The sequence below is a fragment of the Bacillus sp. XT-4 genome (genome assembly GCF_050864245.1).
In the GTDB taxonomy this organism is placed as follows: domain Bacteria; phylum Bacillota; class Bacilli; order Bacillales; family Bacillaceae; genus Bacillus; species Bacillus altitudinis.
In genome coordinates this window covers 44,898-71,049 of the sequence record NZ_JBPAFI010000008.1, presented here as the reverse complement: position 1 = coordinate 71,049, position 26,152 = coordinate 44,898, and the positions used below count along the sequence as shown (strand labels likewise).

The following is a 26,152-nucleotide window of genomic DNA, read 5'->3' as shown; positions in this document are numbered from 1 at the left end:
ATTGTTCTCAATTAAAGATTGTAGTAGTCATTCGTCCTTTTATCCATAGACAATGATCTGTCTAGTGATGGACTTTTTACGGAAAAAAAGATAAAAGGTCCTGAATGACTCGTTGATGACTGGCTGCTGTGTATTCACGCCAAGGGTCAGAAGCGAGTGGATAGACGGCTTGTTGCGTCACAGCCTTGAGATTTTGCCAAGCCTCCTGTTGCTTTAATTTTTGATAAAAAGCAATGGTTTTTGGTTCTTTATGCAACAAAAGGAAGATGGCATCTGGGTCTAACTGCTGTATAGAGTGAATGCTGATTTTTTTTTCGATGAGCTGGCCATCATTCTGAAAAGCTGGCAGAAGGCCAATGTCATGAAAAATTACTTCTGACAAGGTGCGATTGACAGATAAGTAGAGCTGATCTTGAAAGATACGAAGAGGCAGGACGGTTCTTGGTGGATGATCAATAAGGCATGCCTTTTTCGCTTGAATGACGAGTTCTTCGTAATGAAGCAGCCATTCTTCTGCTTCTCTCGTTTCGTTTAAGAACAGAGCTGTTTGTCTGAATTGAGTGCGCCAATCCAATTGTGTGAATGGAACAAAGTGAACAGGACAGATGGTTTCCAACGCTTGTTTTTCTGCCTCTGTCACATGATCATTGGCAATGATCAGCTCAGGTTGTGCTTTCTTCAATTGCTGTATATTGGCTTCAGCGTGCTCGTTGATACGATGTGCACTCAGATGGATCGGAATTTCTTCTGCATAATGCTCAAAATCATGTGCTGTCCATTTAGGGTGAAGAGGGGCAGCATATGGGATGATATGAATAGGTGTGAGCTGCCCGAGTATGGAATGGCCATAGGCAGCCATTTTCCGTTGACGGCTTTTCATATAAGCAGAAGGAGTGATACCCGTTTTTTTCTTAAAGATGCGGCTAAAGTAATAGGGGTCTTGATAGCCGATGTCCTGTGCAATGTCTTTGAGTTTTGCATGACCTTTCGCCATTAACTGTTTGGCTCTAGCCAGTCTTTTCTTGGTGATATAATCAGTGACACTCACATCAAAATGCTTTTTAAATAACTCGCTGTAATGATTGGCGCTGATACCAGCCATATGAGATAGACTTGTAAGGCTGAGAGGTTCTTCGGAATGTTGATCGATATATTGTTTTGTTTTGAAAATGGCGTGTGTTGTGTCACAAATGTCTTCTTTATGCAGTGTGAAAAGCTGTAGGATGAGCTGTTGAAAAAGGGTTTGGCTTCTAAAAAAGCTAATGGATTCAGGTTTTTGCCATTTTGCTGTCATGTCGGACAGTAAAGAATGAATGTGTTCAATCGAGCTAATATCGATAAATTGCCATACATTCAGTAAAGATCGGGCATGTTCAGTTGATACTTCTTCTATGTTTTGACCTTGTAGCGTGTACATCTGAAAGCGAAACAGATAGAGCTCGTGTTTTTGATGTGGCTCTGTTTTCAACATAAATGTTTCCCCAGGCATCATCGTATAGAGTGTCAGATTTTTCAATCGCCATCTTTGATCATTTAATGTAAGTAAACCGCTGCCGCTTATGTTAAAGAGGAGGCAGAAAGTATCTGACAACTGCTGCTCCGTATGTGGAAGATCTGCATTATTTATTTTTTCAGTATATGTTAATCGATAAATGCATTGTTCAGCATTTACCTTTGTACATAATTGATGATTGTTTCCCATAAAACCACCTGATCTCTTATTAATTGATAAATATTCTCAATTGAATTGTATCAGAAAGAGCTGGAAAATGGTGTGTTTATTCTGTCAAAAAAGCACCCTGATGGAGATCAGGGTGCGATGATTTATTCCGTTTTTCCATGTGCTAACGCAGGTTCTTTTGTTAAGCTTAATGGCCGTAAGTCCTGCCAGTGTGTCTGGATATAATCAATACAGGCATTTCTAGTGTCTTTACCAAAGACCTTTTCCCATCCATCTGGTATTGGTGCAAATGATGGCCAAAGTGAATGTTGTCCTTGTTCATTGACAAGCACAAGAAATACACCGTCTTCACGATCAAAGGGATTTGTCATTTGTCATCTCTCCTTTATTCTTAGTGCTTTTGTTTGACCCGGTGCAGAGCGTTGTCTAAGATGACACCAATTTCTGCTAGGGGTTTAGGCTGGCACATGTCTTTGTGCCGGCAATGAATGTCGTGCTGTTCAATGGTTCCATTGATATAAGGTGCCCATGCTTCGGGATCAATCGGTGTAAACCAGTCTGGGATAATGGTAGATCTAAAGAATAATATGTCCCCTTGATAAGTTTTTGGCTGATATTCCCCGAGCAATCGCACTGAGTTGACATAAGTTTCTTTTAGATTTCTAATGGCATCTTCACTTAAGCTTGCTAGTGCACTGCCGTCTTTCTTCAAGATGTCGACAGCACTTTTCATCGTGAGCGGTTCACCTGTTAAGGTATCTGGATCATAACCGCCGAGTGCAAGAAGAGCGATTAGTGCCTCTTCTTCATCAGGTGCTTCTTTAATCGGTAAGAAATGGTTCGGATAGGCATCCAGCATCGCAACGAGAGCGATTTCTTCACCTTGCTGCTGGAGTTGAGTAGCCATTGCTTGTACAACGTTTCCGCCAAGTGACCAGCCAAGTAGATGATAAGGGCCTTTTGGCTGAATCGTTTGGATGTGCTTAATATAATCGGCAGCCATATCATCGAGTGTATGCGGATAGTCATCTTTTCTTGCGATTCCTCGTGCCTGTAATCCATAAATAGGGATGTCTTTTTCTAATGTATTCAAGAGACCTGCATAGCACCAGCTAAGACCACCTGCTGGGTGAACACAGAAGAGAGGATGTCTTTCTCCATTTGTTCGTAGCGGCAGTAAGATTTCTAGTGCGTTTTCATCGCTTCCTGTTTCTAGTTTCTCTGCCAAGCCTGCAACGTTCGGTGCTTCAAACAACGTTCCGATGCTCAGTTTCACACCAAGTGCATCACGAATGCGGCTGATTAAACGAACCGCAAGTAAGGAATGCCCGCCAATGTCAAAAAAGCGATCGTCAATGCTGATTTTTGGCAAATCAAGCACCTCTTCAAAGAGGTGGCATAGAACTTCCTCTTTCGGGTTTCTTGGTCCGCGGCCATCCGTTTGCTGTATATGCAATTGAGGTGCCGGCAGTGATTTTTGATCAAGCTTCCCGTTTGCTGTAAGCGGCATCGTATCAATCTGTACATAAGCCGCAGGCACCATGTAATCAGGAAGACTGGCTGCAGCAAAATGGCGAAGAGTCTCTGTATCGAAACGGTCTTCTTCAGTTGTTACGATGTATGCGACTAAGCGTTTGTCACCAGGCTGATCCTCTCGCAAAATGACGGCAATTTGTGCAACTGCGTCGTGGCGTGATAGAACGGCTTCGATTTCTCCAAGTTCAATCCTAAACCCGCGTATTTTAATTTGATGATCAGCTCTACCAATGTAATCAAGTGCCCCTTCTTCTGTCCAGCGAGCGAGGTCGCCTGTACGATACATCCTTGTGCCAGGTGCTCCATAAGGATCGGCAGGGAATCGATCTGAGGTCAGGTCAGGCCTGCCTAGATAACCTCTTGCCAAACCAGCTCCAGCTACATACATTTCACCTGTTGTCCCAGGTGGAACAGGTTGTAGGTATTCATCTAGTACGTACACGTGTAAATCAGGAATTGGTTCGCCTATTAAACTGCTGGATTTCTTTGCGATCATGTCTCGATTGAGTACATTGTACGTAACGTGTACGGTGGTTTCTGTAATGCCGTACATGTTAATTAGCTTTGGCTTGCAGTCTGAGTGACGGCTGTACCAATCTTCTAATCTGCTAAGCTCTAATGCTTCACCGCCAAAGATGACATAGCGGAGTGATAATGCTTGACCAAGTGTTTGTTGTTCCTTGTCTATCTGCATGAGCTGATAGAAGGCGGATGGTGTTTGATTAAGCACAGTCACACCTTCATCGACTAGAAGCTGCATCATCTCTTCTGGAGAACGAGAGATGGTATGAGGAACAATGACAAGTCGCCCGCCATATAAAAGGGGTCCCCATATTTCCCAAACTGAAAAGTCAAAGGCATATGAATGGAACATTGTCCAAACATCTTCTTCATCAAATTGGAACCAATGTTCAGTAGATGTCAGAAGACGGATGACATTTTGGTGTGGGATGACCACTCCTTTTGGTTTCCCTGTAGAGCCGGACGTATAAATAATATAGGCCGGATGCAGAGAAGATAGCGGCTCAATTCTGTCTATATCAGCCGGATTGTGATTTGGCGTAGTCAGCAATTGATCAATTGTTTCTTTTTCGTCTAACAAAATCAAATCGCAATCAGCAGGGAGATGCAATGCAGCTGCTTTTGTTGTGATGCTGCAAACTGGGTTGGCATCTTGTATCATGTATGCCAGTCTATCTGCTGGATAATCAGGATCAAGCGGAACATAGGCTGCGCCTGCTTTATGAACGGCTAATAAACTGACGAGCATATCAATTGATCTAGGCAGAGCAAGTGCAACGAACTGTTCTGGTCCAACGCCTTTTTCTATTAATAAATGAGCAAGACGATTGGCTTTGTTGTTTAACTCTTGATAAGTAAGCTGCCTCTTGCCATCCGTTACAGCCACTCGATCAGGGAATTGCTGCACCGTTTTTTCCAATAAGGCTGGGAGATTAGGTGCTTGGTCTGACTGAGCGAATGTCTGTTTGTCAGGGAGAAATGTTTGTCGTTCTTGATCTGATAAAATGTTCACTTGACCAATCGGCACATGTGGGCGCTCAGCTATCTCTGTTAAAAAGCGCTTCATTCTGTCAGCGATTGCTCGAACGGTACTTTGTTTAAATACATCTGTGCTGAATTCAAACAATCCTGTTAATCCTGCTGCTGATCCAGTTTCAGTTCTTTGTTCTGTCAATTCGATGGTCAGATCAAATTTAGCTGATCCCACTGGTTTCACGTAGAGATCCGAATCAAGTTGTGTCAGCTTCATTTCCGCCTTCGGTGTATTTTGGAAGGCAAGCATGACTTGGAATAATGGATTGCGTGATCTAGAGCGGGTTGGATTTAGGATTTCCACTAGCCGTTCAAATGGCAGATCCTGATGCTCATAGGCTGCTAAGTCAACGTTTCGCACTCGCTTCAATAGCTCACTGAAGGTTGGATTACCAGCTGTATTTGTACGTAATACTAGTGTGTTTACAAACAATCCGACAATATCGTCAAGTGCATCGTCATTCCGTCCAGCAATTGGACTGCCGATTGGGATATCTGTCCCCGCCCCAAGGCGTGTCAGTAATGCTGCAAGTGATGCTTGAAGCACCATGAACAAACTCACTTGATGCTGTTTCGCAAGCTCAAGAAGGTTTTTATGTAAAGCCGGTTCGATCGTAAAGTCTATCGTCGCACCGTTGAAGCTTCCTTCCTGTGGACGCGGGAAGTCGTAAGGAAGCTCAAGTTCTTCAGGCAGGTCATGTAAGGCATCTTTCCAATAGCTGAGCTGCTTGGCAAATAGACTATTCGTCTCTTTTTCACTGCCCAACAGTTTCTGCTGCCAAATAGCATAGTCAGCATATTGAACAGGTTCCGCTGGCAATGAGGTGGATTTCCCTTGAATACGGGCTTCATAAGCAGCAGCTAAGTCTCGTGTCAACGGTGCAAGTGACCAGCCGTCACCAGCGATGTGATGCAGCAACAGAAGCAGCACATATCGATTCGCATCAAGCGTGAATAATTCTGCTCGCAGTGAAGGTTCTTCTTCAACCTTAAAGCTATAGCGAATGGCTTCATTTAATTGATTCTCAATTTGTTGATCACTCGAAGCTGTGACGTGGAGTTCAGGCTGAACACTTTTTGGGTGTAAAATAACCTGTCTTGGCATGCCATTCTTATTTGGAAAAATGGTTCTAAGGGTTTCATGTTTTTCAGTGATATCTGCCAAAGCACCAGTTAGAGCTTGTTGATCTAGTGTACCTGTCAGCTGAATGACAAGTGGAATATTGTAAGTTGGACTTGGCCCTTCAAGGCAATGAAGGAACCAGAGCCGTTTTTGGGCAAAGGATAACGGTATCTCATCTGGCTTGTTTTCTACCTGAAGCGGCGGCCGAATGTCCTTCGCTTTGTCCAACTGCTGCGCAAGTTCAGCAACCCGAGGTGATTCAAAAATGGTACTCATGTTTAGGTCTGCACCAAATGTATCGCGTATACGTCTAAGCAGACGAGCGGCAAGTAAAGAATGTCCACCTAAGTCAAAGAAACTATCATCTATGCCAATTTGAGATACGCCAAGGGTTTCTGCAAATAAACTACATAACATGTCTTCTTGGGGTGTTCTAGGTGTACGCTCGGAACTAACTAAAGACATATTTGGCACCGGCAATGCTTTGCGATCGATTTTGCCGTTTGGTGTAAGTGGCAGTTCCGGCAAAAAGACAACAGCAGAAGGCACCATGTAGTCTGGAAGTAATGCAGCCACAAATTGCCTGAGCTCTGAAGGGTGAAGAGCTGAGTCGTCTGCCAGCACAACATACGCACAAAGCAACTGTTGCCCAGGTTGATCTTCACGAACGATCACAGATGTATGCTTTATAGCTTGATGCTGCATAATCACGGTTTCAATTTCACCCAGTTCAATACGGAAGCCGCGAATTTTAATTTGATGATCGGCACGGCTTATATAATCAATCGAACCATTTTCACGCCATCTGGCTAAATCTCCAGTACGATACATTCTCGTGCCTTTTGTGCCGAACGGATCAGCGACAAATCGTTCTGCCGTTAAGTCGTATCGTCCAAGATATCCTCTTGATACTCCTTCACCTGCAATATAAAGTTCACCGATTGATCCTGCTGGGACTGGGTTTAGTCCTTCATCTAAAATGTAAACGCTCGTATTCCAAATGGGTTTACCAATTGCCGGCCCGCTATTCTCCCGGTGTGCTGTGACATTTTCCATCGTAGACCAGATCGTCGTTTCTGTAGGTCCGTACAAGTTGGTAATGTCACATTGAAGAGATTGCAATGTGTGCAAAAGGGAGGCAGGGAGTGCTTCTCCTCCAACAAGAACACGCATACCTGTGATCACGTCAGGGTATTCATCTGCCAACGCATGCCACAACGTTGGTGTTGCCTGCATGATTGTGACTTGATGAGAACGAATCATGTCTGAAAGCTTGGCTGGCTCTTGTATCGTTTCTTTTTTTACCAATAAAATAGCAGCCCCATGTAAAAGTGGGAGGAACATTTCTAGCCCGGAAATATCAAAGGCTATGGTCGTTACCGCTAAAAGCTGGTCTCCTTGATCTAATAAAAATGCATCTTGCATGGACAATATAAAGTTGATTACATTTCGCTTTGTTACAACAACACCCTTTGGTTTGCCTGTCGATCCTGACGTGTAGAGGATGTAGGCGGGGTGATGTGGAGAGCCCTCGCTCCAGGTAGGATTGAGATGCGGACTGTCTGCTATCTCCTGATAAACAGTTGCATCATCCAGTTGAACGATGTGCGGATAGTCCAAACCATCTGCTGTCTCATTGATTGTGAGCAAGCACGCCGGTTTGGCATCTTCTAGCATATAGGCGACACGATCGTTAGGATAATCAGGGTCTAGCGGCAGATATGCGGCTCCCGTTTTGACGACGGCTAATAGACTTACGACCATATCGATGGATCGAGGCAGAGCGATTGCGACGAATTGTTCTGGTCCAATGCCACGATTTTTCAAATAATGAGCTAATTGATTTGCCCGCTGATTCAACTCTTCATAGGTCAAAATGATTCCTTCAAACTGTAATGCTTTTGCTTGCGGCGTTTTGCTCACTTGTTTTTCAAATAGTTCCCGTAATGATTCTTTTGGTAATTCTCGTTTTGTATCATTCCAGTGCTTGAGAATGTTCTCTTTTTCTTCAGACAAAAGAAGGTTGAATTGACTGATTGTCTGATCTTGCTCTAGTCCGGTTATTTCCTCCAGCAATTGAAGAAAACGATGTTGATGAGCGTCAACGGCTGTCTCTTTGTAAACAGCAGGGTTTGCATCAAAGTCGATTTGAAATCCGTTTCCATCCGCACGGTCGTATATGTTGATCGATAAATCATCTACCGGTCCTGCTGAGAGATTGTGTGCTCGACCAATGCTCTGATCGAACTTGAGATCATAATCAAATGGCATGATATTGATCTGTGGACCGAATAATCGTTGATTTCTTCCGATGAGCTTAAAGTCTCTCCGCATGTCTTCATGACGATATCGTTGATGAGGACGAATGGCTTTCAGTTCATCAGATACTTGACGAACAAGTGCTGAGAGCGTCATTTCTGGTTTGCATGTTAAACGAAGCGGTACCAGGTTCATGACCATTCCAGGTGTTTGCAAGGCGCACGATCCAAGGCGCATCATCACAGGTAATCCTAAAACAATATCATGTGAACCCGTCATACGATGCATATAGAGTGCGGATGCGGCAAGAATCATTTCATGCCACGTACTACCGAAGGCTTGGGCGTTTTTTTTCATTTTGCTTACCTTTTCGGCATCGTATCTAGCCGTTTTCCGGATAAATTGATCCGACGTTCTTGGGGCAAGCTCAGCAAGGCTGACAATTTCCGGTTGATCAGCAAAACGATTTTTCCAAAATGCTCGATCATCTTCAAATCGATTGGACTGTTGATAAGCGATCTCTTCTTGGACTACATCATGTAAAGCTCCAAATGTTTGAGGAGGCACAGGTGTCCCTTGCGATAGGGCTGAATAGACCTCAGCAACACGACGTGCAATGAGCGAAAAGGCGAATCCATCAATGGCAATATGATGAATGCGCTGATACCAAATAAATCGGTCGTCAGCAAGTTGAAAAAGCACTTCACGGAATAATACATCTTTCTCTAAAGAGACTGGTGTGGAAAGGTCGGCTTTCATCCATGCTTTAGCCGCATCAAACGGCTGTTTTTCATTTTGTAAATTTACATATTGAAATGGAATCTCTTTTTTAGATGTCATCCATTGCTTTGGACCGTCAGTATCCTCAACGAATTGCATATACAAGGAATCTGCTTCTAAGACAGTCTTTCGAATGGCTGTTTCAAAGTGTATGGGATCAATAGGACCTTTAATCTCTATATACTCAGCTGTATTGAAAATAGGGTTAGATGGATCAAGCTGCTGCGCATACCAAATGCCTGATTGGGCACCGGTTAGTGGGAATGAATCGACGGACTGGATCGACAAGGGCCTAAACCTCCTTTACAAGTAATCGATATTTGGGATAGATGGCTGTTTTTCTGGGAAAAGAAGAGTCCGCCAAGACATGAGCGTTGGATTTGCTGCAAGCTCAACGAAATTGATGGTCGCCCCTTGCTGTCTCCACTTTTCCGCTAGGCTCATCATTCTAATTGAATCAAGGCCAAGGTAGACGAGATTCTCGTCAAGCGGTATTTCATTTGGATTGATTTGAAGATACTCAGCTACTTGGTGAACGATGGCATCAAAGGATAGGTCATCAGCTGTTTCCTGCCCTGTTAAACGACGAATGATTTGATTGGTCGTAGTGGTCACCGCACAGCGTTCAGCTGCATAGGTCATTGCCATTTTGTGATGCTTAAGTGAAAAGTCAGCGACGGCATCGGCGACAAAAAAGGTTTCAATATCGAGCATGAATGCTTCTGCGGCTGTCAGCATACATCCAATATGTGCATATACGCCAGTAATGATCAGTTGATCACGTCCGCCTTCGTGAAGAAGATCTAAAAAGTTGGATTTTTTGAATGCGCTATAACGCCATTTTGTCAGCATTGTATCTGATTCAGATGGAGCAAGCTGATCAATGATTTTTGTCAATGCTTCATCATCACCAAGACCAGGTCCCCAAAAATCGGTTAATAAAGCACGATCCTTCGGGTCTTGATCGCCAGGTTGAGCTGTATAGACGACTGGAATGCAGAGTTCTTTGCATGTATCACGTAATTGTTCAATATGCTGCACTAACTCTGTAATCGGTGAAGTATCTTGTTGAAATGCATTTAAAAAATATTGCTGCATGTCATGTATCAGCAGGACAGCACGTTTCGGATCAGGGATCCAGTTCACTTTATTTTCGGGTAAATCATGTATGCTTGGCATTGGATACGCAGGAATAGTAGGGATTGCCATGGTTTTCACTCCTCTTTTTTATACGTTGGCAGTATGGATTGCAGCTAATTCTCTTAATGCTTTTTTACTGATTTTTCCTACACCTGTTTGTGGGAACGCATCAATCCATTCAATGCGGTCAGGAATTTTATAGGCAGCGAGCCCGCGTTCTCTTAGAAATAACTTTAAGACATGCGGTGCTGGTTTGTTGTTTCCTTTCGCAATAACAAAGGCACATGAGCGTTCGCCAAGAAATGGATCTGGCATGGACACCATGGCGGCATCATGAATGTCAGGATGCGCAAGTAAATGGTTTTCAACTTCTTCAGCAGCAACCTTTTCGCCACCACGATTGATTTGATCCTTGTCTCTGCCTTCTACAACAACATTTCCTTCTTTGGTTAATCGCACGATGTCACCTGTTCTGTAGAAGCCATCTGTTGTAAATGCTTTTTTGTTTTGTTCATCGGCTTTATAGTAGCCGCGAATCGTATAAGGTCCTCTTGTTAAAAGGTGTCCAGCCATTTCATTTGGGACGGGCTTGTCCTCATCGTCTACCACTAGTACCTCATCATATTCAGACATCGGGCGTCCTTGTGTATGAATAATGACATGTTCAGGGTCATCCAATCTGGTATAGTTGACCAGACCTTCTGCCATGCCAAAAACTTGCTGTAACTTACACCCAAGGGCAGGCATCACTCGTTTTGCTGCCTCAGCACTTAATTTAGCACCACCGACTTGTAAGACCTCAAGACTCGATAAGTCATCTGATCGATGAGGAGCGGCTTCGAGCCAAATCAATGCAATTGGTGGAACGACAGCGGTAATCGTCGCTCGTTCTTTTTCAATGAGTGGAAAGACGACATCAGGGCTTGATCCAGGTGCAAGAACGACTCTTCCACCAGCGTATAATGTCCCAAGAACGCCAGGCGAGCTTAATGGATAGTTGTGTGCAACTGGAAGTGTAGCTAGATACACACTATGTTGTGTGAGCTCGCACACCTCATTGCTTTTCCAAAGACTATAAATATAGTCATCATGTGTACGAGGTATGAGCTTAGAAAGGCCTGTGCTTCCTCCAGATAACTGAAGAAACGCAATGTCGCTTGCCTCTACATGTATTTGTGGATCGAGCGCTGGGTCCTTGTGCAAATCATCCAAGTCTAGGAATTCCTCAGCTTCTCCTGCAACAATGACATGAGGTAATGAGGGAAGTTTTTCTTTCACTTGACGTGCGAGTGATCGATAATCAAAGCCGCCATCGATATCTGGTATGACATATGCGTCTGCTTCGGCAAATTCAATAAAATAAGTGATTTCACTGCTTCTATGAGATGGCAGTGAGAAGACGGGTAAAGCACCGATACGAAATAAAGCGAAAACGACTTCAAAAAAAGCAGGAATGTTAGGAAGCTGCACGACAACTCGACTTCCCTTTTGAATTCCAAGCTGATGAAAACCGGCGGCAAGACTGCTGACGCGCTCATCAAGTTCTTGATAGCTCATGTGTGTATCAGCGTATGTAATCGCTGTTTTATTCCCTAACAATACGGCGCGTTCACGAAGCATCCCGCTAAAGGTTTCTCCACGCCAACAGCCGTTTTCACGGTAGCGTTTTGCAAATTCTTCTGGCCATGTAGGTGGTTGAACAAACATGTCTTTTGTCATCTCCTATGTATTTTTATAGCTGATGGATGCCCATCGCATGAAGCATCGTGTTGAATTTTGCAGATGTTTCGGCTAGCTCTTCTTCTGCCTTTGATCCTTTGACCACTCCTGCACCAGCAAAGAGGCGAAGGGAGTGACCTTCAGCTTCTGCACAGCGAATGGTGACAATCCAATCTCCATCACCATTTGCATCTGCCCAGCCGACCATTCCTGTGAAAAATCCTCGATCGAAGGGTTCAATCGCTTGAATGGCTTCACGTGCATCTACTGTAGGTGTTCCGCATACTGCGGGTGTTGGATGGAGGCTAAGCGCTAAATCAATGGAGGACACATTGGAATCTGTTAATTCACCTTTGACCACAGTAGATAAATGCCACATCGTTTCTGTCTGTATGACGGATGGTGATGCAGGTACATCTAACGTATGACAGTAAGGAGCAAGCGCTTTAGTGACAGCATCGACAACCACTGCATGCTCGTGTAAATCCTTTGCGGAAGTAAGAAGTTCATCGTGACGACGCTGGTCTTCTACGGGGTCTGAACTGCGTGGCCGAGAACCAGCGAGTGGATTGGAAATCACAGATGAACCAGTTTTTGAAAGAAGCAGCTCAGGGCTTGCCCCAAGAAGTGTGCGCTTTTGGGAAGATTTCGGATCAGCTACGTTTGCAGCAAACGTATAACCAGTTGTATTATGACGAGCCAGCCGCTCGAGTATTGCTTTCGTAGGAATATCTTGATTTGATTTGAGATGGAGAGATCGAGAAATGACGATTTTGCTAAGCTCTCCTTTTTCAATTTTAGCTAACCCTTCATTCACACCATTCATGTAGACTTCAGGAGAAGGGACAGGTGTCACCTCATAGGATGGTGATGTCACTTCTGATTCCTCATCACCTTGATGAAATTCGAGTGGATCACTAAACTGTACATGGACTGGCACATTTAAACGAACGGGTTGTGCCGGATCAAACGGAACAGCACCAGCAACAATCGGTGCTTGAATTCCAGCTTGTTTGGCAGTCTCAAAAACATGGGCTACCTTTGTGGATAGTTCATCGAGTTGATTGGTTTTAATATGCTGGAATATCCCCTCTGCAAGTAACGCTCGTTTAGGAGAAGCAAGGAAAAATGCGCCTGGCTGATAGTCTTGGATCAACTGTACTTGTTCTTCTGTCGACAATAATGAATGTTTCATGAAAAGGCCTCCTTTTTGATAAAATGCTAAATTCCGAGTGTTGCGCCACCATCAATTGTGAGATTCTGCATCGTAATATGGCTGGATTGCTCAGATGCAAAGAAGATGACTGCATCAGCAATCTGTTGAGGGTCAGCGATTTTTTGTAAAGGAATACCGGTTTTATACGTCTCTAATGAACCTTTAATCACCTGATCTGCTCCTTGCTCATCAGTCCATAAAGCCCATTGCATAGGTGTTGCGGTAGAGCCGGGAGAGACGACGTTGCATCTAATGCCATAGGTAGCCAGCTCTAATCCAAGCGTTTTTGTAAAAGAAGTAGCTGCTGCTTTTGAAGCAGCATAGGCAGCCATATTCATTCTAGGAATGGCACCTGCGTTAGAACTGACAGTCACAATGACCCCTTCTGATCTTTTCATCATGTATGTGGATACAGCTTGGGATATGTAAAAGAGACCATGTGTATTGACTGCGAAGGTTTGGTGCCAGTCATCTGTACTAATCTGATCAATCGAACTGATCCGAAGAATACCTGCTACATTGACCAGTAAATAAATAGGGCCAAGCTGCTTTTCAATTTGATCGACAATGTGCTGAACAGATGCTTGATCGGTAATGTCACTTGGATAGGCAAAGGCACGTATGCCTTTATCATTCAACTTCTGCACGGTGCTTTGCAGCTGATCTTCATTTGTGTCAACTGCTGCAATGATCGCACCTTCATCGGCTAGTCTTTTGGCGACTGCTTGTCCAATACCTTGTCCTGCGCCTGTAATAAGGGCAATTTTATGAGACAAACCACTCTGTTTCATGTGTTCACTACCTTTCTTTCAAGTCTGTAGTTGTTAAAGGATCTTGATGATAAAATGCAAAACGAAAAGCGTCATTCATCAGCACCGGTAAAACAGACGTATGTCCTTCTTCAGGAAATTCGTGATAGGTCGTATGCAAGCCATACGAGGATAAAGGCAGCATACGATTGGCTAGAGACTTTGCATGAGCATTCATTTGACATGGATGATGTTTTTCTAACTCACCTACACCTACAAGTAGCCTTACATCCATAGGCACTTGACGGATGCGGTTGGTAAATTGGTGTTCTTTTTCTAGAAATAATTCTTTGTTCCAGTGGATAGATGGACTGCCCGCAATATATGTCTGATAAGCGTCAGGGTGCTCAAATAGTGTGTGTAATACAAAAAGCCCGCCAAGAGAATGGCCAAATAGTGTTTGACGACTCTGATTAATTGGAAAGCGCTGTTCAATGTATGGCTTAACCGTCTTTTCTAAAAAAGAAAAGAAAGCAGAGGCGCCGCCATATGTATGGATGGAGAAGTCCTTTCTTTTACCCCCAATGGAAACGTCAGGGCCGGTAAGAGTGAGATCATAATGCCTAAGCGGATGATAGGGCGCTTCTGTCTGATAGCCAATTCCAACAATAATAGCAGGTACGACACCTGTTTTTTCAGGTCTTCTTGACTGTAAACGGATGGCTTCGACCATTGTGCCAAAAAGTGAATTCCCATCAAGCACGTACATGACTGGAAAACCAGTTTCGGGAGGAGTGGTATTCGGTTTAAATATAAAAAGTCTGTATGGGTGTGTTGTGATATCTAGTTGCTCCGTCCCAGGTATAAAAAAAGGACGGCTTTCTCCAAAAAATGCATCAGTACCCATTCCTTCAGTGCGTTTGGCCATATGTGAAAAATCCCCTTTCTCAAATTGACCTCATATGATGATAAAAGCAGGCTTGCGGATATTGGATGAGTGTAGTAATAAAAATTTAAATGAAAATGATTCTCAATTATCACGCAAGCAAATCAAATGATAATGTTTATCAATTAGGAAGTCAAATGTTCATAAAGTGGTATAATCGATAATTTGATCTAAATATTCAGAAAATAAAGGACTAACTAACTACCAAATGATTGGAAATAGAGAATGCCGGATTGTGTCATTAAAACAGAGTAGAAATGCCAAAAAACCTTGGCAGTCTCAAATTATTTACCATTTTCTTCTGTTTGAATCATGATTAAATATAGGTTTTTCTTCTTGAAATAATTTTGAGTAAAATAAGTCTATAGACCTTCTTGTGTTTTTAGAAAAAAAGAGGTGGATTTTGGGGAAAGTTAGTGTTCTTAATTCACAATTTATTCAATATCATGCTTAAATTCATAGACAATTTTCTATGGAAGACAAGATCGCAGGGGATGTAGGCAGAATGATACCCCCACTAGGAAAACTGAGGCTAAATCTGCTTGAAAATCAGCTCAAGCTGAAAAATACGTTTACAGTGGAGGAATATCATGAAGTGAAGCAATCATGACAAGCACTGTAGAGTGGCGAAATAACATATAACATCAAAAATGAGGCAATAAAAAAAGTAAGGGATGTGCCCTTACTTTTTGATCAATTGGTGTACATATCTGTTAACATCATTCACTTAAAATCCATCTGTGACATCATATTCGTAACGGATATCGGCTTTGACATTGCTCATAGTAGATCTCGCCGTAGCTTTTGCGTTGTACTTAAAGCTCCATTTTTGAGCGACTCTTAATTGATCATCCAGAGATATACGATAAGAACCACTTGTTGCAGAGGAGAAAAGTGATTGATACCAAATGTTACTATCACTAGCCATCAGTTTGTGTGTGACATTCCCTTGGTTAGGTGTTTGAGTGCTAGTTGTCGTAATTGATTTAACTACAGCGCGTTTAGGCACTGTGGAATTATTCGTTAAATCCATTGTAATGACTGAAGAGTCAACTCCTAAAAAATTTAAAGAAGAATTCCCCAAGTTCGTAGCAGTCCCTGTAAAATTGAATGTCCCATTTCCAGATTTAATACGATCTTGAATGGAAACAGTAAAATACATGTTACCGGTATATGTACCACGGGTTACTTTCACAAAATAAGTTTCTGAAGTTGAAGTCACGTCACCAGTATTTGCAAAAATAAAAGGCGTTACTGAATCAGGATTTATAACTTCGGATCCTGTCCTAGAATATTTCGAATTATACACCTCGATATTCATCCCTGTATATTGCTTATTATACGAACTTCTGACATAAACTCTTTCCCCTTTATTGATCGTAAACTGATAATACGCTTCATTTTCACCTTCAGGTAAGATTGTCGTGTCTGAACGACTGTTTTTCCAATATCCCATTGAACTTGCAGTGTTAGGGCTGTTATTCCCTGTAATAGCTGCTTCCGCTGAAGTAGGTGCAAAAAAACTAGCAACAAGCGCCAATAATAATGCTGGTAATAATAAACGTTTAAAGATAGTATTTGTCATATATTAACCCTCCTTGTAATAATTACTATATCGACATTAAACTAACAAATTTTAACTGAATTGCCGATATATTTAATAATCACTATTTTCTTAAAAAAGGAGAATCAAAATGAATTTTAATACGTCGTATACAGCCAGTTCTTCGAACAATTTGAACCAAATAAACTCTAAAGGTCAATCAGCTATTAAAAGTACAAACGAAGTGATGACCGAATCTGATAGACGAATGAAAATATTAGATGAAAAATACGAAAAAATAAATGAACAAAATAAACGATTCAAAGATCCTCAGAGTCATATATATGATAAGTATCGAAATCCATACTCTTCTTATTTCAGAAGTGATCTAACTAAAGTGGAGAGAGAAGCTGCTTATACGATGGAAATGAGTTGGGCAAGGAATAATAAAGGTGGACAATATGACTTCAATGATGCTATTTTCCGTAATGAAAAACGGTACGATCCTACCCAAGAAAGTGTAGAAAAGAAACTATTAAATCGTCAGAAGGTGAACGAACAACTGCAAGCTTTGTTTTCTACCAATGGTTTGAACATTCCTAAAAACGCCAATTTAACTTTTACCATTGACCCAAATCATTTCAAATTAGTGGTGAGTGGATCAACTGATGAATCACTGATCAAACAAATAGAAGACATATTAAATACAAGCAACAATACAAGAGAACTATTTTTCCATATTATGAAAAGTAGAAATGATGATTCGACTCAATTCACGCCGGATTCACTTGCAAAGTTCCACCTTGTCAATCAAATCAAAACGGTGACAGGCTACGACTTAAAAGATTTAAGCATTGTAAACGGTCAATTTGTAACGGATACCGGAGCGAACATTTTTGATATCTACAAAGAAGAACTTCTGAAAAACCCATACACAGCAGAAAATGCCCGCATTGCTGCATCACATTATGGTGCACAGCTCTTTGACTTAGCCAAAAACGGATATGATTCTATTCCCGATTTGGTGCTATCTATTGGGTATGAAAACGGGTCTTTATATGATATTGGACAAAAGGTGAATTACGGAGTTAAGAAAACGATAGATTAAAAAACGCACCTGATATTTTCAATATTTGATCATGTGCGTGTTCATGCCATGTTGGAGTATCGATCACATGTGTGAACAACAGCTACAAATTCCATTAGCGATACAAAGGACTCTATAACAATTTATGTTACAGAGTCTTTTCTATTTGAAGTGTGTTGTTTCGCTGTTCAACAAAACATCGACATGGTAATTTTGACTATAGTTGATGTTTTTCACTTTTTTATTGATGAAAATGTTAAAATGATGAGTAGCGTATTTTTTTATGAAAGGACGGTGCTTGGCATGACGGAACTTCTCGATGACCGGCTGCCGCCGCAAAATATAGAAGCCGAGCAGGCCGTATTAGGTGCTGTTTTTTTAGAACCATCTGCGCTAACGCTCGCTTCTGAAGTATTAATTCCAGAGGATTTCTATAGAATGTCGCATCAAAAGATTTACAATGCGATGCTTGTACTTGGTGATAGAGGGGAACCGGTTGACCTTGTCACGGTGACATCAGAACTTGCCAATACAGACTTACTAGAAGAGGTAGGCGGGATTTCGTATTTAACCGATATTGCGAACTCTGTCCCAACTGCCGCAAACATTGAATATTATGCAAAAATCGTGGAAGAAAAATCCATTTTAAGACGTCTGATCCGTACAGCGACAACCATTGCACAAGATGGATATACGCGTGAGGATGAAGTAGAAGATCTATTGAGTGATGCTGAAAAAACCATTATGGAAGTGGCTCAGCGTAAAAACTCAGGAGCTTTCCAAAACATTAAAGACGTTCTTGTTCAGACATATGATAATATTGAACAGCTTCATAATCGAAAAGGTGATATCACTGGGATTCCAACGGGTTTCTCAGAGCTTGACCGGATGACAGCTGGCTTCCAGCGAAATGACTTGATTATTGTAGCCGCTCGTCCGTCCGTAGGGAAAACAGCCTTCGCGTTAAATATTGCCCAAAACGTCGCGACCAAGACGGATGAAAGTGTCGCCATCTTTAGTTTAGAGATGGGCGCTGAGCAGCTGGTCATGCGTATGCTTTGTGCCGAGGGAAATATCAATGCACAAAACCTAAGAACCGGTAATCTCACAGAAGAGGACTGGGGTAAGCTGACAATGGCGATGGGTTCGTTATCAAACAGTGGGATTTTCATTGATGATACACCTGGCATTAGAGTCAGTGAAATTCGCTCGAAATGCCGCCGTTTGAAGCAAGAAAACGGGCTTGGCATGATCCTGATTGACTACTTACAGCTCATCCAAGGGAGTGGACGATCAAGCGATAACCGTCAGCAAGAGGTATCTGAAATTTCTAGGGCTTTAAAGTCACTAGCAAGAGAACTTGAAGTGCCGGTCATTGCCTTATCACAGCTTTCTCGTGGGGTAGAGCAGCGTCAGGACAAACGTCCGATGATGTCTGATATTCGTGAATCAGGAAGTATTGAGCAGGATGCCGATATTGTGGCGTTCCTTTATCGTGATGATTACTATGACAAAGAATCAGAGAATAAGAACATTATTGAAATTATTATTGCGAAACAGCGTAACGGTCCAGTTGGAACGGTGTCACTGGCATTCGTAAAAGAATATAACAAATTCGTCAACTTAGAAAGAAGATTTGACGATGTGGGTGTTCCGCCCGGTGCTTAAAGCCCAGCTCAAGAAGCTGGGCTTTTTTTGATCCATCTACATCGAAAGAATGACTGAAAAACAGTCGAAATGAGGAGGAGTGGAAGAAAAAGAGAGCGTATACTAAAAGGAGAGAAAAGGAGTGATGACTGATGAAGTTTCAACAATTCGAAGCCGCTCAATTACGCATCGCACGTCCGACCGTCAACATGAAAGAGATTGTTTCATTTTATGAAGAAGGTTTAGGGCTGAAACGAATAGGCTCATTTGATCAGCATGAAGGGTATGATGGGGTCATGTTTGGGCTTCCTCACCAGCATGTTCATCTGGAAATCACCAAACATGAAGAAGACGAAAGCTTGCCTGTTCCCCACCCAGAGCAGCTGCTTGTATTCTATATTCCGAATGAAGAAGAATTTCAGCAGATGAAAAAGAGACTGATCGCATTTGGTGGACGGCATGTCACCTCTACGAACCCGTACTGGGATCGAGGAGGCGTGACGATTGAAGATCCAGATGGATATCGAGTGGTGCTCATGAATACAGAAGGAATTACACCTGATTAAGAAAGACTCCCATCTCGTGGGAGTCCTTTTTGTTATGATCGAGGCGTGACACGGAGTTTTAGCTCTTTTAGCCCATACATACCGCTGCTTGTCATTGGGACGTAAGAGAGAAGCTCTAGTGATCCATATCGTGACTGTATGGCTTTGATGGCAGTGCATGCTTCTAGGCGAGCAAGTGGTGCGCCTAGGCAGAAATGAATGCCGTGGCCAAAGCCAATATGGGGATTAGGGTGCCGGTGTATATCGTACTCATGTGCGTTTGGAAATTGACGCTCATCCCGGTTCGCAGAAGCAAGAAAGACAATCACACTGTCTCCCTTTTTCAAGACTTTTCCTCCAAGTTCGGTGTCTTCTGTGACATATCGGACGATGGTAGGCGCAGGGGCACGAAAACGGACAGCCTCCTCCACAGCTCGAGGAATGAGGTCAGGTGATTGAGCGAGCGCTTCATACGCCCCCGGATTTTCTAACAAACTAAAGATCATATTGGAGATCAGGTTGGTGGTCGTTTCGTTGCCTGCTAACAGGAGAAGATTGCAGAAAGGAATTAATTCGTCTGCGGACAGCTTGTCTCCATCTTCCTCCGCTTGAATTAAAAGAGAAATCAAATCATCACTAAGGTTCTGCCGCTTCTCTTCAATGATGTCAGCAAAAAACGCCATCATGTCCGCTTCGCTTTGATCCCGTGTTTTCTGCCATTCAACGACATCTCTTTCTTCTTCACTTTTAGGCATGCTGACGAGAATATCGGACCATTCTTTAAAGGATTGTTTATGTTCTGTTGGCACACCTAAAAGCTCTGCAATGACTATGACAGGAAGCGGATAGGAGATGTCTTGAACAAGATCAATCTCTTCCTTACCTTCTATTTGTGCAATGAGATCATCCATTAACTCTTGAATGCGTGGTTCCCACAATTTCATCACCCGGGGTGTAAAGGCTTTGCTCACAATGGAACGGATTCGTGTATGTTTTGGCGGGTCCATCATGACCATTGTTTTCATCAGTGAATGTTTCCGGTGGTCTTGAGGAGGTTGACTAGAAAAGGTATCTTTATCGATGGTGACGCGCTTTGCTTCTTCATAGGTGAAGACACTCCATGTTTGGCTGTGTTCATCAAAATGAACAGGGGATTCTTGACGCATTTTGGCGTACCAATCAAATGGGTGATACGGGTCCTGCTTATTTTTCCCTCTTAATAACGCTTTCTGAACGGCACTAGGTGTTGTTGTTTCCATGATCATCACTCCTTATGGGTTGTCAGATGATTCCTTTTTTTCACTGTGTTAGATTTAAAGGTAATTCATCAGGAGAAAGGATTCAACCAACAGAAAGGCGAAATCTGTTGAAGAAAAATGGGAAGGGGAGAGCGGCTTGTGGCGGACTGCTACAGAGGGGATAAGCGCGCAACTGAATCAAAGCAACAATTAAGAAAAGCGTTATTTCAGTTATTAAAGGAGAAGGAATGGGGGAAGATTTCTGTACAAGATTTGACGAACAAGGCAGGAATCCATCGCACCACCTTTTATCAGCATTATGAGGATAAGTTTGACCTAGCTCAGCAGGTCATGGATGAGATGTTTGATGTCATGAAAACCGCTATTTTTGCTCCTGTACATGAAAGTGAGTGGAAGAGCGATCGTGCAGCATATGTGTATATTTATCGCTTTTATCAGCATTTGCAGGAACATGAAGAGGAGTATCAGATTCTCTTGAAAAGGGGAAGAGAGCTTAATATTCATCAGACAGCCAGTGCTTTTTTTGAAGAAAGCTTTACTTTGGGGCTAGAAGAAGTCACAGGTTCAACACCTGATCCACAACACGTTCCTCTCGAGATGCAGAAGCAATTTGTCATTTCTGCTTATGTTGGAACAGCTGAGTGGTGGCTGAGAAAAGGCAGACCATACTCACCCGACTTTATGGCAAGTTCGATGATTCAATTGATTGAAAATCACTGAACAAACGGAAATGAGAAAAACAGTAATTTTGATCGAAATCTTCTTGTTTAAGCGTAGAATGAGCAATTAAAGCGCTTTTCCTCACATGTAAAACGAACAAAATTTGATTTCGAGATATTAATGTTCGGATTTCACGTTGACTTTTTCATTGTGCATTGATAAAATAAATGTGTTTGAAAGAGATAACGTTTTGAAAGGTTAACGGAGGTGCACGATATGTCTTCAGTAGTCGTAGTAGGTACGCAGTGGGGTGACGAAGGGAAAGGGAAAATTACCGATTTCCTTTCAGAAAATGCAGAGGTGATTGCCCGTTATCAAGGGGGAAACAATGCAGGTCACACAATCAAATTTGATGGAGTGACTTACAAGCTACACCTCATTCCGTCCGGTATTTTTTACAAAGAGAAAACTTGTGTCATCGGTAATGGAATGGTGGTTGATCCTAAAGCGTTGGTCACTGAGCTTGCGTATCTTCACGAACGGAATGTGAGTACAGATAACCTCAGAATCAGCAATAGAGCCCATGTCATTCTGCCTTATCACTTAAAATTGGACGAGGTAGAAGAAGAGCGGAAAGGGGCTAACAAGATCGGTACGACGAAAAAAGGAATCGGACCAGCTTATATGGACAAAGCTGCCCGCGTCGGAATCCGTATCGCAGATTTATTAGATCGTGAAGTATTTGAAGAGAAGCTTGCACGTAATCTAGAAGAGAAAAATCGTCTTTTAGAGAAAATGTACGACACAGAAGGCTTCAAAATTGAAGATATTTTAGATGAGTATTATGAATATGGTCAGCAAGTGAAAAAATATGTCGTGGACACATCTGTTGTATTGAACGATGCTCTAGATGAAGGCCGCCGTGTTCTTTTTGAAGGGGCACAAGGCGTTATGCTTGATATCGATCAAGGAACATATCCGTTCGTGACGTCATCTAACCCAGTGGCTGGAGGCGTGACGATTGGTTCTGGTGTAGGTCCTACGAAAATTCAACATGTGGTCGGCGTATCAAAAGCTTACACAACTCGTGTAGGTGATGGCCCATTCCCGACAGAACTCCATGATGAAATTGGCGATCAAATCCGTGAAGTTGGCCGTGAATACGGTACGACAACTGGCCGCCCGCGCCGTGTTGGTTGGTTTGACAGTGTTGTTGTCCGTCATGCACGCCGTGTGAGCGGAATTACAGATTTATCTCTTAACTCCATCGATGTACTGACAGGGATTGAGAAATTGAAAATCTGTGTCGCTTATAAATTGAACGGAGAAATCACTGAAGAATTCCCAGCAAGTCTAAATGAATTAGCGAAATGTGAACCTGTCTACGAAGAAATGCCAGGTTGGACAGAGGATATTACAGGTGTGAAGAATTTAAGTGAACTGCCTGCAAATGCCCGTCATTACTTAGAGCGCATTTCACAATTAACAGGTATTCCACTTTCTATTTTCTCAGTCGGACCAGACCGTTCCCAAACGAACGTTGTCCGCAGCGTGTACCGTCCATCATTATAGACTGATCAGACACCAGTAAAATCACACATTTTACTGGTGTCTTTTTTTGTTTAAATATTCCTTAATTTCTACGGAACGCTCTTCCTGTCATTACCAAAATGTGATAACTGTATAAAAAGGAAGGAGCGTTCTAGTGAAAGAAAGAATACGATTATTAGATATTTTACGAGGTTTTGCGATATTAGGTACATTGGGTACAAACGTCTGGTTTTTTGCATACGCAGGGGATACCTTTGCGACAGATCAGATTGCGGATGAATATGAAAATGGTAGTTTTCTTGAAAGTCTTGTCTCTATGTTCGTTTATGGCAAAATGCTATCGCTGCTCACAATCATGTTTGGCGTAGGGCTAGAGCTGAAATACCAGCAGGCGAAAAGAAAAAATACGACTTGGCCGGGTACATATTTATGGATTCTTTTATTCTTATTGATTGAAGGCTTTGTCCATTTTGCGCTAGTGATGGAATATGATGTGCTCATGAGTTACGCCGTCACGGGTTTGCTTGTGGCGTTTATTGTCCGTGGAGGGAGTCGGCGCATCAAAAAAGGCATGATTGTCTCGGGTGTCATTCATTTGTTGGTGACGGCTTTTCTCGTTGTATTTTCTTTCTCTGAATTGGAAAATGAATCCTATGACGAGAGCAGTGAACCAGCGTACGAAGAACAACTGCCGGAGACATGGATATCTCAAGTTCAAGACCGATTACAGCACTTTTTGATGTACCGAGAAGAAGCAATCTTTATTATCCCAATGAATACCTTTTTGTTTTTATTAGGTGTGCGGATGATGAGAGCCGGTGTATTTTATGCAAATGAGCGTGGGCAAACTCTGCGGAAAACATTGTTCCGAATGGGTTTGTGGATTGGACTGCCGCTGAATGCGCTCGTCTTTGTACCAAATGACATAGTGGAATTCGTGGTGCGCTATGTGTTTTCGCCATTCCTCTCTATTTTCTATATTGCTGTTGTGGCGAAGCTTTTAGAACGGACGGAATCATGGTTCATGTGGACTTGGTTTGAATATGTAGGAAAAATGGCGCTTAGCTGCTATATCCTGCAAAATGTCATCTGCTCGCTTCTTTTTTATAGCTGGGGATTGGGTCTTGGCGGGCAAATCAACGCCCCCCTTATCGTCTTGTCATGGCTGTTCATTTCACTTCTGCAAATTGCCATTTCAGCCCTGTGCTTAAACGTCTGGCGGATTGGACCAATGGAGTATATCCGATCACAGGCACTTCGCCGGGTGACAATGAAGAAAGCATCTTAAAGGGGAATAGATACAATGTTTTTCAAAAAAACGACGAAAAGAGAACAAGCCAATGCACAAAAAGCAGCAGGATCGGCGTTTGTTTTTTATCTTCTAGCATTAGGAGGACATGCGTTGTATGCGTTTTTCCAAGATGACAGACCACCCGTCACTTTTGTGATTTTAATGACAGGTCTCCTTGTGTTTTTCACCGCAGATTGGCTATACAATAAAAAACATTCATAAAAAAAGAAGCCCTCTGACGAGAGCTTCTCAGCGTGTAGACAAACCCTCGCATTCGTTGTCAGTCCTGCGTGCCGGTGCTCACGAATGTCAAATTCGCTCCGCGCCGGTACTCGTCTTTCCTAGACTTCAAAGGTTTTCAACTACGCTGAAAAGAAGATAAAGGGATAAAATAAAGTTCATTTTATCCCTTTATCATCAATTGAAGAAGCCCTCTGACGAGAGCTTCTTTTTTATTTCAGGCTTTTATATTGGCCTTTTAAATTTTTACGAATGTATTGAATGATTTTGCGCAGTTCGTTGGCGTGCGGTCTGCCAAATGGACTTGTTTGTCTTTGCTGATAGAGGACTTGGCCTTTTTCATTTAATAAGAAATAGGCAGGTTCTCCGTGCACCCCATGATCTTCGTATGGGGCATCTTCCCCGTGATAGAAGACTTCATAGGCTTTCAATGATGTGAGGTTTTGGTCAGACATGATGGGGAAAGAAAGTCCCTCTTTGTCTGCAAATTCTTTCAAGTCTTCAGGGTTATCCGTTGAGATCGTCATTAAGTGAATATCCTTGTCTTGAAAATAGGATTGCTGTTTTTCCAGCTCTTTTAATTCCTCGACACATACTGGGCACCATGATCCTCTAAAGAAAACGATGAGGTGCCAGCTTTGATGCTCCTCTAAATGTTTGTAAAACTCAATGTGATCGCCCTGCACTGTTGGCAGTGAAAAATCGGGCATTTTATCTCCTAATTTAAATGAACTCATCCTATGCTTCCTCCTTTTTCAATCACCATGCTGTTTGTTTCTTGTATAACCAATATTGGTCGGAATCAAACGTTTCTGTGTGCTGGATTGGGCAGTAGCCAATGATTGAATGAAGGCGCTTGCAGGATTAGGCGGTTTAACAGAAGATATCAAATCCGACACTTTTTTTAAAAAAATGTCGAAAAACGTATTGCCATATGTAATTACTCTATGATATTATAAATCTCGTTGTTGCAAAGGTCTCTGAAACTTGTTAAGATGCGATGTTCCAGCTTTTTTAAAGCGATTGGTTTGACGCAGTACAACTTCTTCAGAATTACTTTTCACAAACCGAGAGCCATTAGCTCAGTTGGTAGAGCATCTGACTTTTAATCAGAGGGTCGAAGGTTCGAGTCCTTCATGGCTCACCATGTTTTGGCCCGTTGGTCAAGCGGTTAAGACACCGCCCTTTCACGGCGGTAACACGGGTTCGAATCCCGTACGGGTCATTGATTTACTTTAGCGTTAAGCTAATTTTTCCTCACTTGCTTGAAGGAGCACCACGATTGCTTTTTCGGGCAAGTTACTGAGGTCCGGTAGTTCAGTTGGTTAGAATGCCTGCCTGTCACGCAGGAGGTCGCGGGTTCGAGTCCCGTCCGGACCGCCATTTTCAAATGAATACTTGGCTCGGTAGCTCAGTTGGTAGAGCAACGGACTGAAAATCCGTGTGTCGGCGGTTCGATTCCGTCCCGAGCCACTTCCAAACGCATCTGCAATCGCAGGTGCGTTTTTATTATGAAAAGAAGGCATAAAAAGGGAGAAGCCGGACCTAGGTAGGGCCCGGCTCCATAAGAAGAAGACGTTACATGTATATAGACGTTTGGTGACTGGAAAAGTTTCAATAAAAAAG

At 42.6% G+C, this 26,152-nt stretch carries 18 protein-coding genes and 4 tRNA genes; 11 read left to right on the top strand and 11 right to left on the bottom strand.

Features of this window, described 5'->3' with window-relative positions:
• Positions 1–76: 76 nt before the first annotated feature.
• The 9 genes from ACRRMM_RS17070 to ACRRMM_RS17030 form a co-directional block, all read right to left on the bottom strand.
• Complete coding sequence (locus ACRRMM_RS17070) at positions 77–1,702, bottom strand: helix-turn-helix domain-containing protein (RefSeq protein WP_331832980.1); 1,626 nt, start codon at positions 1,700–1,702, stop codon at positions 77–79.
• Between the two features lie 122 nt (positions 1,703–1,824).
• On the bottom strand, positions 1,825–2,052 hold the full coding sequence (locus ACRRMM_RS17065) for an MbtH family protein (RefSeq protein ID WP_146271905.1): 228 nt from the start codon (positions 2,050–2,052) through the stop codon (positions 1,825–1,827).
• A 20-nt stretch (positions 2,053–2,072) separates the two neighbouring features.
• Positions 2,073–9,221, bottom strand: a complete 7,149-nt coding sequence (locus tag ACRRMM_RS17060; protein WP_428828729.1) for an amino acid adenylation domain-containing protein — start codon at positions 9,219–9,221, stop codon at positions 2,073–2,075.
• A 15-nt stretch (positions 9,222–9,236) separates the two neighbouring features.
• Complete coding sequence (locus ACRRMM_RS17055; protein ID WP_428828728.1) at positions 9,237–10,142, bottom strand: isochorismatase family protein; 906 nt, start codon at positions 10,140–10,142, stop codon at positions 9,237–9,239.
• Between the two features lie 18 nt (positions 10,143–10,160).
• Positions 10,161–11,780: a (2,3-dihydroxybenzoyl)adenylate synthase gene (locus ACRRMM_RS17050; protein ID WP_428828727.1), complete on the bottom strand. Its 1,620-nt coding sequence runs from the start codon at positions 11,778–11,780 to the stop codon at positions 10,161–10,163.
• Between the two features lie 25 nt (positions 11,781–11,805).
• Positions 11,806–12,987 (bottom strand): isochorismate synthase DhbC, encoded by a 1,182-nt coding sequence (gene dhbC, locus ACRRMM_RS17045; RefSeq protein WP_428828726.1) that lies wholly within the window; start codon positions 12,985–12,987, stop codon positions 11,806–11,808.
• A 26-nt stretch (positions 12,988–13,013) separates the two neighbouring features.
• On the bottom strand, positions 13,014–13,799 hold the full coding sequence (locus ACRRMM_RS17040; RefSeq protein WP_428828725.1) for a 2,3-dihydro-2,3-dihydroxybenzoate dehydrogenase: 786 nt from the start codon (positions 13,797–13,799) through the stop codon (positions 13,014–13,016).
• Between the two features lie 7 nt (positions 13,800–13,806).
• Positions 13,807–14,685, bottom strand: a complete 879-nt coding sequence (locus ACRRMM_RS17035) for an alpha/beta hydrolase (RefSeq protein ID WP_428828724.1) — start codon at positions 14,683–14,685, stop codon at positions 13,807–13,809.
• A gap of 745 nt (positions 14,686–15,430) precedes the next feature.
• The gene (locus tag ACRRMM_RS17030) at positions 15,431–16,288 is read right to left on the bottom strand and encodes a hypothetical protein (protein WP_019743428.1); all 858 of its coding nucleotides are present in this window, start codon (positions 16,286–16,288) and stop codon (positions 15,431–15,433) included.
• Between the two features lie 109 nt (positions 16,289–16,397).
• Between ACRRMM_RS17030 and ACRRMM_RS17025 the strand changes: the two genes are divergently transcribed.
• From ACRRMM_RS17025 to ACRRMM_RS17015, 3 genes are all read left to right on the top strand, one after another.
• Complete coding sequence (locus ACRRMM_RS17025; protein ID WP_428828723.1) at positions 16,398–17,354, top strand: DUF4885 family protein; 957 nt, start codon at positions 16,398–16,400, stop codon at positions 17,352–17,354.
• A 282-nt stretch (positions 17,355–17,636) separates the two neighbouring features.
• Entirely contained in the window at positions 17,637–19,001 is a 1,365-nt protein-coding gene (gene dnaB / locus ACRRMM_RS17020; RefSeq protein WP_368774777.1) for a replicative DNA helicase, read from the top strand.
• Between the two features lie 131 nt (positions 19,002–19,132).
• Entirely contained in the window at positions 19,133–19,546 is a 414-nt protein-coding gene (locus tag ACRRMM_RS17015; protein WP_368774776.1) for a VOC family protein, read from the top strand.
• Between the two features lie 32 nt (positions 19,547–19,578).
• Here the strand turns inward: ACRRMM_RS17015 and ACRRMM_RS17010 are convergent, their stop codons facing one another.
• A complete protein-coding gene (locus ACRRMM_RS17010) occupies positions 19,579–20,784 on the bottom strand; it encodes a cytochrome P450 (RefSeq protein WP_368774775.1) in 1,206 nt (401 codons plus the stop codon).
• A 138-nt stretch (positions 20,785–20,922) separates the two neighbouring features.
• Here ACRRMM_RS17010 and ACRRMM_RS17005 point away from each other — a divergent pair, with 138 nt between their 5' ends.
• From ACRRMM_RS17005 to ACRRMM_RS16990, 4 genes are all read left to right on the top strand, one after another.
• Positions 20,923–21,504, top strand: a complete 582-nt coding sequence (locus tag ACRRMM_RS17005) for a TetR/AcrR family transcriptional regulator (RefSeq protein ID WP_428828722.1) — start codon at positions 20,923–20,925, stop codon at positions 21,502–21,504.
• 216 nt (positions 21,505–21,720) lie between these two features.
• Positions 21,721–23,016 (top strand): adenylosuccinate synthase, encoded by a 1,296-nt coding sequence (locus tag ACRRMM_RS17000; protein WP_007497400.1) that lies wholly within the window; start codon positions 21,721–21,723, stop codon positions 23,014–23,016.
• 133 nt (positions 23,017–23,149) lie between these two features.
• Positions 23,150–24,283, top strand: a complete 1,134-nt coding sequence (locus ACRRMM_RS16995) for a DUF418 domain-containing protein (RefSeq protein WP_428828721.1) — start codon at positions 23,150–23,152, stop codon at positions 24,281–24,283.
• A gap of 15 nt (positions 24,284–24,298) precedes the next feature.
• Positions 24,299–24,508: a hypothetical protein gene (locus ACRRMM_RS16990; protein ID WP_035390108.1), complete on the top strand. Its 210-nt coding sequence runs from the start codon at positions 24,299–24,301 to the stop codon at positions 24,506–24,508.
• A gap of 230 nt (positions 24,509–24,738) precedes the next feature.
• On the opposite strand, the gene ACRRMM_RS16985 is transcribed toward ACRRMM_RS16990, so the two are convergent.
• Positions 24,739–25,263 (bottom strand): peroxiredoxin family protein, encoded by a 525-nt coding sequence (locus tag ACRRMM_RS16985; protein WP_017368445.1) that lies wholly within the window; start codon positions 25,261–25,263, stop codon positions 24,739–24,741.
• 334 nt (positions 25,264–25,597) lie between these two features.
• Here ACRRMM_RS16985 and ACRRMM_RS16980 point away from each other — a divergent pair.
• The 4 genes from ACRRMM_RS16980 to ACRRMM_RS16965 all read left to right on the top strand — a co-directional run bounded on the left by ACRRMM_RS16980 (position 25,598) and on the right by ACRRMM_RS16965 (position 25,999).
• Positions 25,598–25,673: transfer RNA gene (locus ACRRMM_RS16980), tRNA-Lys, on the top strand.
• A gap of 6 nt (positions 25,674–25,679) precedes the next feature.
• Positions 25,680–25,751, top strand: a tRNA-Glu gene (locus tag ACRRMM_RS16975).
• An 81-nt stretch (positions 25,752–25,832) separates the two neighbouring features.
• Positions 25,833–25,909, top strand: a tRNA-Asp gene (locus ACRRMM_RS16970).
• 17 nt (positions 25,910–25,926) lie between these two features.
• Positions 25,927–25,999, top strand: a tRNA-Phe gene (locus ACRRMM_RS16965).
• The last annotated feature ends 153 nt before the right edge of the window (positions 26,000–26,152 follow it).